Source organism: Brevibacillus fortis (assembly GCF_046196545.1).
Lineage (GTDB): Bacteria > Bacillota > Bacilli > Brevibacillales > Brevibacillaceae > Brevibacillus > Brevibacillus fortis_A.
On the sequence record NZ_CP176370.1, the window covers coordinates 870,879 to 888,158 of the forward strand.

The 17,280-nt window shown below is 47.0% G+C and carries 18 protein-coding genes; 10 read left to right on the forward strand and 8 right to left on the reverse strand.

Going from position 1 to position 17,280, the window contains the following annotated elements:
- Positions 1-8 precede the first annotated feature (8 nt).
- The 8 genes from fhuB to ACKKE8_RS04670 all read left to right on the forward strand — a co-directional run bounded on the left by fhuB (position 9) and on the right by ACKKE8_RS04670 (position 10,156).
- The gene (fhuB, locus tag ACKKE8_RS04635) at positions 9-2,069 is read left to right on the forward strand and encodes a Fe(3+)-hydroxamate ABC transporter permease FhuB (protein WP_409179068.1); all 2,061 of its coding nucleotides are present in this window, start codon (positions 9-11) and stop codon (positions 2,067-2,069) included.
- 111 nt (positions 2,070-2,180) lie between these two features.
- A complete protein-coding gene (locus tag ACKKE8_RS04640; RefSeq protein WP_409177132.1) occupies positions 2,181-3,770 on the forward strand; it encodes an AraC family transcriptional regulator in 1,590 nt (529 codons plus the stop codon).
- Positions 3,771-3,887: 117 nt separating this feature from the next.
- The gene (locus tag ACKKE8_RS04645; RefSeq protein ID WP_409177133.1) at positions 3,888-4,907 is read left to right on the forward strand and encodes an ABC transporter substrate-binding protein; all 1,020 of its coding nucleotides are present in this window, start codon (positions 3,888-3,890) and stop codon (positions 4,905-4,907) included.
- Positions 4,908-5,163: 256 nt separating this feature from the next.
- Entirely contained in the window at positions 5,164-6,222 is a 1,059-nt protein-coding gene (locus ACKKE8_RS04650) for a fatty acid desaturase (RefSeq protein WP_409177134.1), read from the forward strand.
- Positions 6,223-6,285: 63 nt separating this feature from the next.
- Positions 6,286-7,428, forward strand: coding sequence for a histidine kinase (locus tag ACKKE8_RS04655; protein WP_409177135.1), 1,143 nt, complete (start codon positions 6,286-6,288; stop codon positions 7,426-7,428).
- A complete protein-coding gene (locus tag ACKKE8_RS04660) occupies positions 7,425-8,024 on the forward strand; it encodes a response regulator (RefSeq protein WP_409177136.1) in 600 nt (199 codons plus the stop codon). Before ACKKE8_RS04655 ends, ACKKE8_RS04660 begins: the two co-directional genes overlap by 4 nt.
- Positions 8,025-8,126: 102 nt before the next feature.
- The gene (locus tag ACKKE8_RS04665; RefSeq protein WP_409177137.1) at positions 8,127-8,696 is read left to right on the forward strand and encodes a helix-turn-helix domain-containing protein; all 570 of its coding nucleotides are present in this window, start codon (positions 8,127-8,129) and stop codon (positions 8,694-8,696) included.
- A 206-nt stretch (positions 8,697-8,902) separates the two neighbouring features.
- The gene (locus ACKKE8_RS04670; protein ID WP_409177138.1) at positions 8,903-10,156 is read left to right on the forward strand and encodes a CynX/NimT family MFS transporter; all 1,254 of its coding nucleotides are present in this window, start codon (positions 8,903-8,905) and stop codon (positions 10,154-10,156) included.
- Between the two features lie 12 nt (positions 10,157-10,168).
- Here the strand turns inward: ACKKE8_RS04670 and ACKKE8_RS04675 are convergent, their stop codons facing one another.
- From ACKKE8_RS04675 to ACKKE8_RS04710, 8 genes are all read right to left on the reverse strand, one after another.
- The gene (locus ACKKE8_RS04675; protein WP_409177139.1) at positions 10,169-10,693 is read right to left on the reverse strand and encodes a GNAT family N-acetyltransferase; all 525 of its coding nucleotides are present in this window, start codon (positions 10,691-10,693) and stop codon (positions 10,169-10,171) included.
- A 120-nt stretch (positions 10,694-10,813) separates the two neighbouring features.
- Positions 10,814-11,581, reverse strand: coding sequence for a matrixin family metalloprotease (locus ACKKE8_RS04680; protein WP_409177140.1), 768 nt, complete (start codon positions 11,579-11,581; stop codon positions 10,814-10,816).
- Positions 11,582-11,854: 273 nt separating this feature from the next.
- The gene (locus ACKKE8_RS04685) at positions 11,855-12,418 is read right to left on the reverse strand and encodes a hypothetical protein (protein ID WP_409177141.1); all 564 of its coding nucleotides are present in this window, start codon (positions 12,416-12,418) and stop codon (positions 11,855-11,857) included.
- Positions 12,419-12,628: 210 nt separating this feature from the next.
- On the reverse strand, positions 12,629-12,922 hold the full coding sequence (locus ACKKE8_RS04690; RefSeq protein WP_409177142.1) for a spore coat protein: 294 nt from the start codon (positions 12,920-12,922) through the stop codon (positions 12,629-12,631).
- Between the two features lie 11 nt (positions 12,923-12,933).
- A complete protein-coding gene (locus ACKKE8_RS04695) occupies positions 12,934-13,128 on the reverse strand; it encodes a hypothetical protein (protein WP_409177143.1) in 195 nt (64 codons plus the stop codon).
- A gap of 30 nt (positions 13,129-13,158) precedes the next feature.
- Positions 13,159-14,295 carry a zinc-dependent alcohol dehydrogenase gene (locus ACKKE8_RS04700; protein WP_409177144.1) on the reverse strand — a complete coding sequence of 379 codons (1,137 nt, stop codon included), beginning with the start codon at positions 14,293-14,295 and terminating at the stop codon, positions 13,159-13,161.
- A gap of 15 nt (positions 14,296-14,310) precedes the next feature.
- Positions 14,311-14,682, reverse strand: coding sequence for a spore coat protein (locus ACKKE8_RS04705; protein WP_409177145.1), 372 nt, complete (start codon positions 14,680-14,682; stop codon positions 14,311-14,313).
- Positions 14,683-14,695: 13 nt separating this feature from the next.
- Entirely contained in the window at positions 14,696-14,941 is a 246-nt protein-coding gene (locus ACKKE8_RS04710) for a spore gernimation protein GerQ (RefSeq protein ID WP_409179069.1), read from the reverse strand.
- Between the two features lie 207 nt (positions 14,942-15,148).
- Here ACKKE8_RS04710 and ACKKE8_RS04715 point away from each other — a divergent pair, with 207 nt between their 5' ends.
- Both ACKKE8_RS04715 and ACKKE8_RS04720 read left to right on the forward strand, forming a co-directional pair.
- The gene (locus ACKKE8_RS04715) at positions 15,149-16,105 is read left to right on the forward strand and encodes an ROK family protein (protein ID WP_409177146.1); all 957 of its coding nucleotides are present in this window, start codon (positions 15,149-15,151) and stop codon (positions 16,103-16,105) included.
- Positions 16,106-16,209: 104 nt separating this feature from the next.
- Positions 16,210-17,274, forward strand: coding sequence for a Gfo/Idh/MocA family protein (locus ACKKE8_RS04720; protein WP_409177147.1), 1,065 nt, complete (start codon positions 16,210-16,212; stop codon positions 17,272-17,274).
- Positions 17,275-17,280: the final 6 nt, after the last annotated feature.

A 17,280-nucleotide genomic window follows, 5' to 3' on the forward strand; every position in this document is an offset into this window, starting at 1 on the left:
AACATAAAATGTTCACACGAACTGACATCACTCCAGCCACTTCCTCACAAAGAGGGGGCTGGAGATTGTTCCTGATGTTAGGGAGTGGACTTGTCGCGCTGTTGATGCTTACATTTGTCAGTTTGACACAAGGGATGGCAGACATTTCTCTGCGTTCTGTTGTACAGGCCATTATTGCTCCGCAAGACATTTCCGATCACCATATGATACAAGGTGTCAGGCTTCCGAGAACGGTCATGGGGCTTTTGTCTGGTGCAGCATTGGCTATTGCCGGTGCATTGATGCAGACGGTGACACGAAACCCGCTCGCTTCGGAAACGACACTGGGGGTAAATGCGGGTGCTTATTTCTTCGTGGTGTTCGGGATGGTTTTTTTGCCATCATACTTGCATGAACACCCGCTTCCATTTGCAATGGTGGGCGGAATACTTGCAGCCGTTACCGTATACTTCATGTCTGGCGGGCGTAAAGGTACGCCAGTGCGTGTGGCATTGTCCGGGATGATTGTCACCTTGGTGTACTCCTCCTTGACGAGTGCCATCATCTTGTTTAATGAAGAAACGACAAATGGCATTTTCCTCTGGGGCTCAGGCTCCTTGAAGCAAAATGACTGGTCGGGTGTAGAATTCAGTTGGCCTTGGATTATAGCTGGAATTTTGGTCAGCTTTTTCATGTCCAGACAGCTCGATGTACTTAGCCTTAATGAAGAGACGGCGAAATCATTGGGGCAAAAGGTGGCAAAAACACGGCTTTTCACCATGTTTATTGCGATCTTGGTCACGTGCGTCAGTGTCAGTGTGGTCGGGCCAATCGGTTTCATCGGACTCGTGGCTCCGCATCTTGTGCGATTGTCAGGTATCACGCAGCATAGATGGCTACTGCCGCTATGTGCCATCTGGGGGGCAGCGCTGCTTGTAGCTTCCGATACGATTGCACGTATGTTCATCAATCATTATGGTGAACTTCCAGCAGGAGCCATCACGGCAGCTATTGGCGGACCGTGGTTGATCTGGCTGGCTTTGCGTGTCTCGCGCAGTATGAGTGCTGGAACTGGAGGCTCGATGAGCGTCGGAGGAGCACAACGCAAAGTTTCGTATCCGTTGATAGTGTGTACGCTTGCTGTGCTGCTCGTGGTTGTCTGGATGCTCAGCTTGTCTAGCGGAAACTTGTACCTGCCGTGGACAGAGATCATCGCCATTTTCATGGGACAAGGAAACGAGATGTACAGTCAATTGGTGTTTGAGCTGCGGATGCCGCGACTGTTGACAGCGATGTTGGCAGGTGTGGCACTCGCGATCAGCGGAAGTCTCATGCAGAGTGCAGTACGTAATCCGCTGGCTGATCCGCAAATTGTCGGTGTAACGAGCGGTGCGGGTGTAGGGGCGATTATCGTACTCCTCGTATTTCCTCAACTATCGGCTTGGATGCCGCTTGGGGCTGTTGCAGGGGGAATCATCTCTGCCGCGATTGTGTACGCGGTCTCTTGGAGAAGGGGACTCAATCCAATCATATTAACACTTGTAGGTATTGCGGTTTCTGCCGCAGGTGCCGCTCTTATCAATATCTTGATCGTACATTCCATGATCTTGGCAGCGCCTGCACTCACCTGGCTGGCAGGAAGTACTTACGGGCGGGGATGGATGGAAGTAGGCCGCCTGTTGCCTACGATCCTCGTTTTAGTACCGATCGCGTGGTGGTTAGGACGTCGGGTGGACCTCTTGTCATTTAACGACGAGAGTTCGACTGGATTGGGATTAAAGGTGCGGATGACGAGGTTGTCTGTGGCAGTTATTGCAGTGCTGCTCGCTTCAGCGGCAGTTGCCAGTGTCGGAGCCGTAGGATTTATCGGTCTTCTTGCTCCGCATGCTGCACGTATGCTAGTTGGACCTCATCATCGCCGTGCCGTTGTCGTCTCCGCCATGCTTGGAGCTGTGTTGCTGGCTGCTTCTGATTTGTTGGGAAGGATCGTCATGATCCCGAAAGACATTCCGGCCGGGGTCGTGGTAGCGTTACTAGGCGCGCCATATCTGTTCTTGCTGATGTTCCGTTCGACTCGTTCCTCACAATAGATAGGCAGGTACTTGCCAAATAGAAAGATCTCCAACATGATGAAAGTAGAACAGGCTGATTCCGGCAATCAGCTTGTCTACTTTTTTTGCTATTTCCGGTGATAGAAGGATGTGATTCTGTTGACGATTAATCAAGATTATCCTGGCTTTTTGATGACTGCCTTTCGCAAACAGCGAATGAAGAATTTTCACCTGCGTCAGGTGGAGGTAAACACCCATGTCCTTTGCTATGTGGCAGAAGGAAGCGCAGAGATTACGGTTGATGGTCAAAAGCAGGAGCTCGATGCCGGAAACCTCTTGTTGTTGCGTCCGACGACGAAGATAGAAGAATTGCGATGCCAATCAGGACCGTTGCACATATACAGGCTGCATTACGTGGAAGCGAGACGCGATCAGCACGAGAGCGCTCCCGAGAGGAAAGAAGTCAAGGTTTTGACTGTCTCTACTCCCGCCTCATTTCTGACGGTATTGGAGGAGCTCTCGCAATTGACACGGAAGCGGGACTACTCTTCTTTTTTACGGAGCCAAGCATTGCTCTACGAACTGCTTGGTGTTGTTCATGATGAACAGAAAAAGCAAGAGGAAAAGGGCAATGGAGCGATTGAGGAGACCATCGCCTACATGCAAAAGCACTACCGCGAGTCACTGGAATTGGGAAGCTTGCCGAAACTGGCGGGGTTGACCCCCAGCTCTTATTGCCGTGCTTTCAAACGTGCGACGGGAATGACACCCGGGGAGTATTTGACTGGGTTGCGGATGGAGCAGGCCAAGGAGCTGCTTGCCCATTCTGGAGGAAGTGTGAAGGATGTGGCTCGAAACGTAGGTTATGCCGATGAGCTGTATTTTAGTAGACTCTTTAAAAAACGAGAAGGATTGTCGCCGCAAATTTATATGAAGCAAAGTGACCAGCGGGTAGTCGTGGTCAGCAAGCTGTTTTTGCAGGATCATTTTCTTGCGATGGGCATTCAGCCGATTGCTGCCCCCTCCTTCCCGAACTACTTTGAAACGAGGACGGGCTTTCCTTCCTATTTGCAGCAAAAGCTGCGCGGAACAAAAGCACTGAATGCAGAGCAGTTGATCGATCCGAAAGAGATTTTGACTTTGTCGCCTGATGTGATTGTCAGGATGAATTTTTTCCACAATCGAGAGGCAGGAGATTGGGAGAAAATAAAAGGTACGGTCTCCTTTGACGGCTATCCGAACTGGATTGACTACCAAACCAGATTGGCGACGCTCTTCAAGAAAGAGAGTCAGGCAGAGAAAATTATCAAGCACATCGACAAAGTAGAAAAACAAGCAAGAGATGCACTACTGCCGGTTACACGCACGGGTGAATGGACGATGATTCGCGTGCTTGCGGATGAGGTGCGACTATATGGTGTAGAGGGACATGCCCTCGCAGACTTGTTTTATCACAAGCTTGGATTTGCGCCTGACCCGAGTGTGACCCACGCAGCCTATAAACCACATGCGCTCAACGATCTGATCGAATTGAACCCGGAGCGAATCATCGTGTTCTGGAGTGAGCGGGAGCATGTGGCAGCGCTGTGGAACAACCCGTTGTGGAGAGACTTGCGTGCAGTGCGGGAAAACAAAGTGTACCATCCAGCCAATCACGAATGGGACCCATGGGGACCGTTTGGCAGAGAGCATACGATTCAAAGGAGCATTGCGTATTTTCTCCAGGTCGCACAAGGGTAATCTGGTCCATGGCAATTAGACAATCACGTCCATAGAAAAGTAAGAGGAGTCTCTATATACTATCAATTGATAATTGTTATCATTAAGTTGATAAGCAGAAGTGGGGGCATTCTCGATATGAAAAGTAAGACCAGTTTACGTACCATGCGCCACATCATGACCAGCTTCTTCGTGCTGTGCATGCTGGTTGTCCTTGCCGGTTGCGGTGGCAATGCCAATCAAGCTCAACAGGCGCCAGCTGCATCGGGAACGACGACTGAGGCTACTCCAGCACCAGCCGATTCTAATGAAGTACGTGAAGTAAAACACGCAATGGGTACCACTCCAATTAAAGGAACACCGGAACGCGTGGTTATACTGACTAATGAAGGTACCGAAGCGTTGCTTGCACTTGGCGTTAAGCCAATCGCTGCTGTACAGTCCTGGGATGAAGATCCTTGGTATCCTCACATCAAAGATGAGATGACAGGCGTAGAAGTGTTGGGCTTCGAAGACCAGCCGAATCTTGAAGCGATTGTAAGCCTGAGTCCTGATTTGATCATCGGAAACAAAGTACGTCATGAAAAGATTTACGATCAACTGTCCAAAATCGCTCCAACCGTATTCTCTGAAGAGCTGTCCGGTAGATGGAAAAGCAACTTTATGCTCTATGCAGAAGCACTGAACAAGAAGGCGGAAGGCGAGCAGGTCCTGAAAGAATTCGACGACCGTGTAGCTGCTACGAAAGCGAAGCTGGGACCTAAAGCTTCTACGAAAGTATCCGTAGCGAAATTCTCCAAAAAAGGCGTACAAATCTATCAAAAAGATACCTTTAGCGGTGTGCTGCTCGATCAGCTGGGACTCGCACGTCCAGCTTCCCAGGACGTAAACAACTTTGCAGAAATGATCAGCGAAGAAGGTATGTCCGCTATGGACGGGGACATCCTGTTCTACTGGGTAACGGAGCCAACGAAGGAATCTAAAGACATTGCGAACAACGCGAAAAAATGGATGGAAAGCCCAGTCTTCAAATCTCTGAATGTGGCGAAGACCAATCAAGTTTACCAAGTAGACGAAACGGTTTGGAACAAAGCAGGCGGCATCAAGGCAGCGAATTTGCTGCTCGAAGATATCGTGAAGCGCCTTGATGTGAAGTAAAAAGAATACGGCGTCAAAGCAAAAGACCGCATCCGGAAGAATGGATGGGGTCTTTTCTTGGCATAATATGGGATGTACCGCTTAGTTCACGCACCCTAAATTTTCCAGTCGTTTGTTCAACCATGACATTTGTCATGTCCTCGACTTGACGTTTATGACTACAGCGGTCAGACGCTATTTTCTACAATAAAGATAGACTATTGCGTCCGGCGAATTCACATGTCCCTGTACGCTTCAATCGAGGAGGAAACAAGCAATGCATCAAAACAACATTGCCCAATTGAAAAAGAATGTTGCCCCCTTTGAAAAATCCGACATGAAAAAGAGTATCCGACAGCTAATCAATACGTTAGTTCCGCTGATTGTACTTTGGTACGGTGCTTATCTCAGTCTGTCTGTGTCCTATTGGCTCACACTGCCTATCGTCATTGTCGCAGCTGGCTTCGTCATCCGTACCTTCATCATTTGCCACGATTGCTGCCACCAATCCTTTTTCAAAAATCGTCTGGCGAATGACATCGTGGGGACGATTACCGGCGTGCTTACTCTCGTTCCGTATGAACAATGGAAGAATAGTCACAATATTCACCATGCAACGAGTAGCAATCTCGACAAACGAGGCGTAGGCGATCTGTGGATGATGACTGTCAATGAATATCTCGAAGCTTCTACCTGGGGTAAAATCGCTTATCGGCTGTATCGTAATCCGATCGTCATGTTTGGTTTGGGTCCTATCTTTGTCTTTTTGCTCCAATATCGTTTTAATGTAAAGCGAGCTCGCCGCAAAGAGCGGTTGAATACGTATTTGACGAATGTGCTGCTGGTCGGTCTTTATTCGCTCTTGATCTGGGCGGTTGGCTGGCAAGCATTCTTGCTGATTCAAGGTCCGATCTTTTTCTTCTCCGGCTTGTTTGGGATTTGGTTGTTTTATGTGCAGCATACGTATGAGGATTCGTACTTTGAGAACGATGAAGAGTGGAGCTACGTGAAAGCGGCTGTAGAAGGAAGCTCCTTCTACAAGCTGCCGAAGGTTTTGCAATGGATCACAGGCAATATTGGCTTTCACCACGTCCATCACTTAAGCCCACGCGTACCGAACTACAACCTGGAAAAAGCACACAACGAGACACCACCGCTCCAGATGGCGACAACGATTACACTGGCGTCCAGCTTGCAGTGCCTGCGTTTTCATTTATGGGATGAGAGCAACAAGCGTTTTGTGAGCTTCAAAGGCATCAAGCGATTGGCTGCTACTAAATCGGAAGCGATCATGGATGCACTTCAAGGCTCCAAACCGAGTTTGGAAGGAAAATAAGCCTGCCATAAACCTTTGAATTCCGATACACTTGAGAGAGTGGCGAAGAAAAGGTGGGCAAGCATGCAGAAGCAGAAGTGGTATCACATTCTTCAAAAAAATACGGGCTTGAGCCCTTATGTGTGGGTTGTCTTCTACATCCTGCCATTCTATTTCATCTTCCGGTCATCCTCGACATACGAAGCGGTGATCGGAATCATCATGATCATTCTGTTTTTCATTTGCTATGTATTCTCCTTCTTGTCAAAGGGCTGGCTGATTTACTTTTGGACGAGTGTGCAGATCATTATATCCGTCGCCATGACCTTGATGTTCGGCTATGTGTATTTCTCGCTCTTCCTGGCGTTTTTTATCGGGAATATCGAGAACAAGATCGGCTTCGTTACGCTGTACACGGTTCATTTGATTAGCACCACTATATCGGTCAACATCGGCTTTTTCACCAAAAACGCGCAATTGATTGGCCAGCTTCCGTTTGTTTTGGTTAGCATGATTGCTGTCATTCTCTTGCCCGTGACTACGTACAACTGGAATAAGCGAGAGAAGCTGCAGGGAGAGCTGGAGCATGCGAACAAGCGAATTTCAGAGCTGGTCAAGCTCGAGGAACGCCAACGCATTGCCCGTGACTTGCACGATACGTTGGGACAGAAGCTCTCCTTGATTGGGTTGAAAAGCGATTTGGCGAACAAGCTGATCAACAAAAATCCTGCTCTGGCGAGAACGGAGCTGGAGGAAATCAGACAAACCGCGCGAATCGCTTTGAAAGAAGTGCGGGAAATGGTCACGCAAATGCGTGGGACGCGGCTAGAAGATGAGATGTTTCGGATCAAGCAAATTTTCAATGCAGCGGAAATTGAATTCGTGCTGGAAGGCGACACGAATCTGACCAACACTTCGCTGATGACGGAAAACGTGTTGTGCATGTGCCTGAAAGAAGCGGTCAACAACATTGTGAAGCATAGCAATGCCACGGACTGTTCCATTGTCATCGAGCCCACTCGCACCGACCTCGTCGTAAGCGTAACGGACAATGGGATTGGGATGGCAGAGGAATTGGTCTACCGAGGAAACGGTTTGCGTGGGATGAAGGAACGGCTGGAATTTGTCAACGGAAGCATGGAAATCCAGTCCTCGGAGTCTGGAACACAGCTAGTGATTCGGGTACCCAACGTCTTCAAACAACCGGAACAGGAGGCGGGAGGATGATTCGCATTGTCATTGCAGAGGATCAGCGGATGCTTTTAGGAGCCCTTGCTTCCCTGCTCGATTTGGAAGAGGATATGAAGGTCGTCGGCAAAGCAAGTAATGGTGAGGATGCCGTCAAGCTCGTGCATCAGCATCAGCCCGACATTTGCATTATGGATATCGAAATGCCAGTCAAAAGCGGATTGGACGCTGCCGAGGAATTGAAAGGCAGCGGCTGCAAGGTGATGATTCTCACCACCTTCGCTCGCCCAGGTTACTTTGAACGAGCTTTAAAAGCAGGTGCTAACGGCTACTTGCTCAAGGACAGTCCGAGCGAAGAGCTGGCCAGCTCGATTCGCAGTATCATGGCAGGCAAACGAATCTATGCGCCTGAGCTGGTGGATGAGGCATACGGCCAAGAGAATCCGCTGACGTTGCGGGAAAAGGAAGTTCTGCTCTTGATCGCTGACGGGAAGAACACCAAGGAGATTGCCAGCCAGCTGTACATTACGACAGGGACTGTGCGGAATTACATCTCCGTCATTCTCGACAAGCTCGGTGTGAGCAATCGAATTGAAGCGATTATGCATTCCAAGGAAAAAGGTTGGTTTAAGTAGCAGATCAGCTGGAGGAGGCCCTTTCTGTTTTGGCAGGAAGGGTTTCTTTTTTATGGGGTTATGATTTATATTTAGTATGATTTCATCAAAGGGAGGCTTAAAGTGAATCTAGAAACCGATGATCCCAAACAAGTTGTTTTACAGGTTGGAGGGGTATTAAAAAAAATTCGTAAAGAGAAACATTTAAGCCTTGAAGAGTTATCAGAATTATCCGGTGTGAGCAAGCTGACACTCGGAAATATTGAACGTGGAGAAACCAACCCAACAATCGGGGTGTTGTGGAAAATTTCGAAATGCTTATCTATACCACTCTTGGCTTTATTCTCAACCGAAAACAGTGTGAATCTGTCCAGAGCTGGGAAGGGACTCAGAATTGCTGGGGAGAATAAAGATTGGGTCATTGAGCCAATTTTTCAAAACGTAAGTAATGAAATTGAAACGTGTAGAGCTTATTTACAACCGAATAGCTCATACTATCCAGAGAAGCATCACCACAATACAACGGAAATTGCGACAGTAATGTCAGGAACCCTTTCCATCCATGTAAATAATGAGTCATACACCTTGAATCAATATGATTCGATTAGTTTTTGTGCAGATGGCCCGCATTCATATATAAATCAATCCGACGATCTTGTTGTGATCCATATTATATTGAAATATGGGGTCTAAAAATCGATCCCCTGTATTCTCATGGACTACGACGTCTATAACCCTTTATCGACCGAATGGTTGCTAAAGGGTTATTTTTTGTTGTGATTTATTAGAGATGATAGATATTGGACAATTGCTCTTTGTTATATTATATTATACTTTATTCGATATAAAGAATATTATAATATACTTTTGTTTAAATTTCGAATTAAGGAGGGAAATTTATGAGCACTCAAAATATAAAATCAAATACAATTGCTACTAGATCAGCAGTTTGGGTGATTATTGTAGGTATTATATTTATTGCAGCTAATTTACGGGCTCCTTTAACCTCGGTAGGGCCTCTAGTTGGTCTTATTAGGGACGATGCTCATATTTCGAATACGCTGGCAGGTATGATTACCACGTTGCCCCTATTAGCCTTTGCACTTTTTTCTCCTATTGTTCCTAAATTAGGACGAAAGTTTGGAGTAGAAGCAATGATTCTAATTTCCATCATCCTACTTACTCTTGGGGTTATTTTGCGCTCCCTATCTGGAATCGCTACTTTATATATCGGTACGGCTGTTCTCGGATTGGCAATTTCTGTTTCTAATGTATTGTTGCCTAGCCTGATTAAACGAGAGTTTCCTAGACGAATTGGTTTAATGACTGGTGTATATTCCATTTCTATGAATTTATTGGGGGCGATAGCATCCGGAATTAGTGTTCCCATTGCAGTTGGATTAGGAGTGGGATGGCAAGGGGCATTGGGAATATGGGGCATTCTTAGTTTGGTATCCGTATTTTTTTGGTTACCTCAAATGAAACGCCGCAATAGGGAAACAGCCACCGTTCAAAATCAATCGGCTGACAGCAGTGTGAATTTATGGCGTTCCGCACTAGCGTGGCAAGTAACCTTGTTTATGGGACTCCAATCTATGGTTTTCTATGTACTTATCACATGGCTACCTGAAATCTTAAAACAGCAAGGAACAAGTTCAGATCAATCTGGTTGGTTACTTTCCATTATGCAGTTAGCCTTGCTTCCATTTACTTTTGTCGTTCCGATTATCGCAGGGCGTATGTCCAGTCAACGTTCATTAGTTACGATTACGACCATTTTGCTTTTAATTGGAACGCTTGGATTACTTTACGGAAGCTCGAATTTTATTGTTTGGTGGATCATCATGCTAGGAATTGGTGGAGGTTTTGCATTTAGTTTATCGATGATGTTTTTTGGCTTACGTACAGAGAATGCTCAACAAGCTGCAGAGCTGTCCGGTATGGCTCAATCAGTTGGATACCTACTTGCTGCAATCGGCCCGACCCTATTCGGATATTTGCATGATGTAACGGACAGTTGGACTGTTCCACTTCTACTTTTGGTTTGTGCGTCAATCTTGATCTTTGTATTTGGTCTAGGTGCAGCTAGAAATCGTTATATTGGTTCAAAGGCAACGATTCCACCGAGTACAATGCCGCCAAAAGCGATGTAAGCAAACAATCCGTCATCTCTCCAACGAATACAAACAGTCATTCACCATCGTGCCCGCAATTTCAGTGCTTTCGGGCCCGATTTTATCCAGCTTCATTCCAGCTTTCTCTAAAACGCGTCGGGAAGCCACATGCTCTTCGGAACAAACAGCCGTAAATTTTTTGAATCCAAAAGTATCCACAGCGAGATCAATTACGCGTCTGATTGCTTCCGTTGCATAGCCCTTGCCTTTGAATCCGTCCAGTATGATGAAGCCTACTTCCGCAGTGAGATTTTCTCTGTTGCGGGTGCAGATGCTAATCAAGCCAACGTCGTTACCGGAGTCGGTTTCACGTATGATCCAGGTTAGCCAGTGGGTGGATTCGAGGCTCCATGGGGCGAGTTCTTTCTCGAAGTTACGGCGGATATCTTCCTCGCTCATCGTCGCTCCGGTATGCTCCATCAGTGTCGGGTTGGAATAGATGGAGCGGATCAGCTCCCAATCTTGTAATGCAACTTTAGTAAGAGTCAGGCGCGTACTTAGGATTTGATTACTCATTGGGATTCTCCTTCGGGAAAGGAGTCTATCGCCAAAGTGGGGCTGTTCATCAAAAAAGGCCGTCGACTTTCTCGACAGCCAAAAGAGTGCCTCGCATCATCTTTTTTGTGGACAATGGAGTTATCGACTATAGATGTTTCTAAGCTCGTTGATGTCGTTTTGGGTAGGAGCAGTGATTCTGGTCAACCAAGAGTTATTCATGATCGAGTGATCCGACCTATGATTTAGTCGGAGGACATGTCCAATTTCATGAGTAGCCAAGGCTTCTAAATAAGCAGCGTTTCTGTTGCTTACTCTGTTCCATTGGATGACTGTGCCACCGGTTACTCCGGAACCATTCGATTGCCACCAACCAAATCCATCGTAACCCCTCGCATAGCCTTCTCCTAAGGTAATGGGAGCATTTTGTGTTGGTGTTAATGAAACAATGCTTGTGTTGTTCCAATTTCGTATGGCATTTTCATAGGCCTGTCTAAGAGCAGGAATGTTTGTGGTAATGGTAACTTGGTACGAAACGAGGGGCTTATTTTGATCGATTTCAGGTGGGTTTCCATTAATAAAAGCAGAGGCAACATAGTATTTCACGCCACTTTTCTCGTAGAAAAACCATCTATTATCAGGGGCATTTGTCCAAAAGTCATTGAGCGAGGTACCTCGGGTCCAACCTGAAAATTGTACGCGGGTATTTGGTTGAAGCTTGTCGATGATAGTAGCAGAAGTAGTCGGTCCGGTACGGATATTGACAGGGATCGAAGCGGATACACCACTAAAATCCACGCGATATTCTGATTGATCCTGTGCGTTTGTCGGCGTAACAAAATATCCATTTACAAGAGTGACAAGAGTAATGGTGAGCAATAAAAGTTTACCCAAAATTCTTTCTAACATCATGAGGCTCCTTTCCAAGCAAGAGTTTTCGTGGTTCCCAGTACAGTTCTCTTTGGACCTCCTTTTCATATGTTTTTGATTACAAAAACAATTCCATTCCTACTAGCCCATCTCTTTTAAGTATTTTGAAATTGTTTTTCTAATGGTAAAATAATAATCCAGTATTTTCAAGTTAACTACAGTCCTCAGCCTGTGGCTAAAGAGAAAAGGAAAAAAGCTGATGTCGATTGATTGTCGACATCAGCTTTTTGATGAGATGCATGCCATGTTAGCCTATAGGCGCTTGATCAGGTTCATTGTTCCCGATGATCTGATAATGATCCATCCGTCAGGAATAGGTGAGCCGAGCATTACCCAAACTTCCTGCCCAGAAGAAGCGTTGTTCAAATTTTTAATCTGGTTCATAGTCCCAGAGCTTCTGATCACAACCCATCCGTCAGGAATAGGTGAGCCGAGCATTACCCAAACTTCCTGCCCAGAAGAAGCGTTGTTCAAATTTTTAATCTGGTTCATAGTCCCAGAACTTCTGATCACAACCCATCCGTCAGGAATAGGGGAGCCGAGCATTACCCAAACTTCGTAACCAGCAGGAGCATTGTTCATATCCTTAATCAGGTTCATATTGCCAGAAGATCTGATCACGACCCATCCGGTTGGAATCGGGGAGCCGAGCATTACCCAGACTTCCTGACCAAATGCGGCATTTTTGATTATTGTTTTTGCGGAGGCTGGCGCCTTCTCATGTAGAGGTAGAGCTGCCCCTTGGGCTTGTGCGGCTACACTTGGTACAGCGACAACTGAGCTTAATGTCAGGATGATCAGGGCTTTTTTAAACATGAACATCAACCTTTCATGACAGTAGTAAACGTAGCTCTGAAACGATCATCGAATGTTGAGGTACTCTACACAGAATAATGAGATGAATATCATCGCCCCTCCCAAAGCTACCTATATATACCATTTTATAGGATGTCTATTCTTTTTACTTTAGGAGATATTGTCGAATGGTAGACAAAATAAAAAGCACCCAAAGAGGGTGCTTTCACTTCACGGAAGATTTAACGCGGTTTGGATATTTTGCTGATCCAACTGAATCTGCTCGGTAACATTCCATGGATGGTACCAGCCACGCTCAATCATGTACAGGCTGATTTTTTCGTGCAAATCGATTGCTTCTTCTAATTGCTTGGTGAGTGTTGACTTAATTTCTGGGGTGCCTGTTTCCGTCAGTGCCATCGCATAGTTCCGCACACCGCTCTTTGCGGAGATGAGAAAGTCCATGGCGATTACTTGATCCGTCAGGCCACCCATACCAGCTAAGCTTTGAAGAATGCCAGTCATGCGTTGTCCCCCTATGAATTTGCTTTTGCCAGTATAGAGCTCAGCTCTTGAAGCTGTCTGGTGGATACGAGAACATCGTCGGCCAAAAGCTGTCTCAACGTCTCATCGGAAACCAGGGCTTGCATCGTCTTGGACTTGGTCATGCAAATGGTTTTAAAAGAAGCAATTTCATGCAGTTCAAGCTGTTCGTGCAATCCGTAATTCATCGCAGGAGCATCCTCCTTCCCGTCATTTCATCAAGGCTTTAAAATGACTTTGATGCAATTGTCTGTTTTCGTATCAAATACTTCGTATCCACGCTTTGCTTCACTTAAGGGAATGACGTGTGTGATGATGTCGCCTGGATCGACTTTTCCGGTGGTAATGAGCTCATACATATATGGCATGTAGTGGATTACAGGAGCTTGTCCAGAACGTATGTTGACATTGCGTTGCATGATGTCTCCAAGAGGGAAGGCATTATAGCGTCCGCCATAAACACCGGTAATTTGGATCGTGCCGCCTTTACGGACAGCTTGGGAAGCGATGACGATTGCCCCCATGGCGCCTCCTTGCAGCTTCAAGCCACTCGCCAGAAACTCCAGAGCGGACATTTTTCCATCCATACCAACAGCATCGATGACAACGTCAGCACCACCCTTCGTGATTTCTTTCAGGTAGTTGCCGATATTCTCCATTTGCTCAAAGTTTACGATTTCAACGTTGTTCGTACGCTTTGCATGTTGCAGGCGGTAATCGATATAATCAACCGCAATCACACGTTTTGCACCCTTCAACCAACAAAACTTTTGGGCAAGGAGGCCTACTGGTCCGCAGCCCAGAACGATCACGGTATCTCCGTTCTTCACATCTGCGTTATCTACGCTCCAGTATGCGGTTGGCATCGCATCGGCGATCAGGCATAGCTTCTCGTCTTCTACCTCGCAGTCTCCGGGAAGCTTGAAATGGGTAAAGTTCGCAAAGGGCACCCGCAAATACTCCGCCTGTCCTCCAGGATAACCACCCGTTGTATCGGAATATCCGAAAAAGCCACCCATCTCGCCATTCTCGTTTGAATTGTCACATTGGCTCTCTAAATGGTTTTTGCAATAAAAGCATTCGCCGCAAGCAATCGTAAATGGAATGATGACGCGGTCGCCCTTTTTTAGCTTGGTTACACCGGGGCCAACCTCTTCGACAATGCCCATTGGTTCGTGACCGATAATATAATCCTCTTGCAAATTGGGGATCATGCCATGAATTAAATGGAGGTCGGATCCGCATATGGCGGTGCTGGTCAATTTCACGATCATATCATCGGGCTTTTCAATCTTCGGATCAGGTACCTCTTTAACCATTACGTTTTTAATGCCTTGATATGTAACAGCTTTCATCGATAAGTTCCTCCATCACTGGTGTTCATCTGGTGTCCGATCGAACATGCCTTTTCGCGAGGTATCCTCAGGGAAGAGGTTCATTTGCCCGATTTGGATCGTTTCCAAGGCGGAGAGGTGGTCTAGTTGATACTGTTCATGGAGTTCGTAGGGATGGAACCACTTTTTCCTGACCATCAGCTCCGCGATTTCTTGATGGAGGGCAATTCCTTGGTGGAGTTGTTTACGCAAGATGGCTCTTGCTTCGGGAGTAACTGTTTCAGTCAGAGCGATTGCTGTGTTTCGGACGCCTTCTTTGGCACGGATGAGGAAGTCCATGGCAAAAGTCATATCTGCCTTCTCCGGCATGTTTAGCGCATGAATGGGATCTTGATAATCGTTGTTCATCGGATTTTCACCTTCAGTTTATGATGGGTGTGGGACGAGTTTGCGGGATCGGTGCCTGGAAGGGTGCGTTCTTGTAAACAGCCTGAAGCTCCGCGATTGCTTGCAAGGATTGCTCTACATCTTTTTGCATCAACGCTCGTAAATCCTGATCAAATACGATGCCTTGCATCAGCTTGGATTTGGCGAGGCAGAGTGTTTTGAAGTTAAGTACTTCATGGATATCCAGTGATTCATGGGCAGCCAGCGTCTGTTTATTCAGAGTACAATCCTCCTTTTGGACGTTTTAACAGTTCTATTCTGTCCTATGTACTACTTGGTATTCGAAAGAAGTCTGCCGACGAAATGAATTTTTAGAATAATCTGGACGAAAGGAGAGGGGTGTGCTACAAATAAAGCTAAGTTGAATTTATAAAGCCATTGGAGAAATTAACATCGAGCGGTTACGGTAAACAAAGGAGAGACGAGTATGGCAAAAGAGGAGTATGCGATTGGGCTGGACCTGGGTGGGACCAAAATCTTGGCTGGCCTAGTGGACCGTACAGGCCGATTGATCGCACGAAAGCAACTGCCTACGTACGCGGAAGAGGGAGAAAAGGCAGTGATCGAAAGGGTGCTGTCCGCCACGCACGATGTCCTGTCAGCAAGCGGCATCCATTCAGAAGAAGTACGCGGCGTTGGAATCGCTTCAGCTGGTGTGATTAACAGCGATAGCGGCGAGGTCATTTTTGCGAGCAATCTGGGCTGGAGAAATGTACCGATAGGCACCTTGATCGAGCAGAGGTTCGGACTGCCCGTCCGGCTGTTCAATGATGCGAATGCAGCGGCAATCGCGGAGTGGCTATGGGGGGCAGGGGCTGGCACACAAAATATGATCTATGTCACCGTCAGCACAGGCGTAGGGGCAGGAGTGATCAGTGATGGTCGATTGATTTCAGGTAGAGATGGGAGTGCTGGTGAGTTCGGCCATATCTCGATCGATTGGAACGGACCGCCATGCGGCTGCGGCAATCGAGGGTGCCTGGAAAACTACGCTTCGGGTACTGCCATTGAAAACGCCGCTCGCCACAAGCTGGCAACCACAAATGAGCCAGTCACGGCCAAAGCGATCAGTGAGGCTGCACTAGCAGGAGACCCATTCTCCAAGCGACTCATCAAGCAAGCAGGGTTTTACTTAGGAGTCGGAGCAGCCAATCTGATCTATTTGTTTAATCCGGAGGTAATCGTCTTCGGAGGTGGAGTTATGAACGCATCTACCATACTCATGCCGGAAATTGAGAAGAGCATGAGGGAGAGATGTATCCCTGGATTGGCGCAGGAGGTACGTGTCATCCTTAGCCAGATTGGGGTGGAAGCTGGAGTAATGGGAGCGGCAGGGGGAGTTTTTGCGCTAGATCAACCAGGAGAGAAAGCATCAAATTTTTAATCAAAATCCGTATTGCAAAAATTAAAACAATTTTGTATCATCTTATTAATTACTCCACTGAAAAAATTAATTAACGAATGAGAAGCAAGGAGGAAGACAACATCATGGCAAAAGTGAGAGTTGCGGTGATTGGTGCAGGATCAATTTCAGACATGCACTTGCAATCGTACCAGCAAAACGAGCGTACAGAAATTCGTGCCGTCGTCGACTTCAATGAGGAGCGCGCTCGGGAAAAAGCACAGAAGTACGAGGCCGAAGCCTACTACAGCAAGCTTGAGGATGTTTTTGCAGATGAACAGGTAGACGCAGTGAGTATTTGTACGTGGAACAACACGCATGCAGATATTGCCATCGCTGCCCTTAGAGCGGGTAAGCACGTGCTTTTGGAAAAGCCTTTAAGTACAACAGTTGAAAGCGCTCTCCTGATAGAAGAAGCCGTAAAAGAGAGTGGCAAGCTGCTCCAGGTGGGCTTTGTGAGAAGATACGATACCAATGCGCAATTGCTCAAACAGTTCATCGATGCGGGCGAGCTGGGTGAGATTTATTACGCGAAGGCATCCTGTCTGCGCCGTCTGGGCAATCCGGGAGGCTGGTTCGCTGACAAGGACAGATCTGGCGGAGGTCCACTTATCGATCTCGGTGTGCATGTCATTGATCTGTGCTGGTACTTGATGGGCTGCCCAAAAGTAACGACTGTCAGCGGCAATACATACAACAAGCTGGGCAATCGGGCAAACGTCAAAAACCTCTCCTTTTACAAAGCAGCTGACTACGACCCTTCCCAAAACACTGTCGAGGATATGGCTAATGCACTCATTCGCTTTGAAAACGGAGCGTCCCTTTTCGTAGATGTGAGCTATACCCTGCATGCGAAAAAAGACGAGTTGGCCGTCAAGCTGTACGGAGACAAGGGAGGCGCAGAGGTGGAGCCAGAGCTGTCCATCATTGCAGAAAAGCATGACACGATCCTGAATGTCAGCCCGCAGATGGATAAATTATCGTTTGATTTCAAGCGAGGCTTCCAAAACGAGATTGATCACTTCATCGCATGCATATTGGGTGAAAAAGAAACGCTCAGCCCTGTGCAGGACGGTGTGGAGATGATGAAGATTCTGTGTGGCATATACGAATCAGCTGCGACCGGAAGAGAAATCGTATTTACGCGATAATCGGCA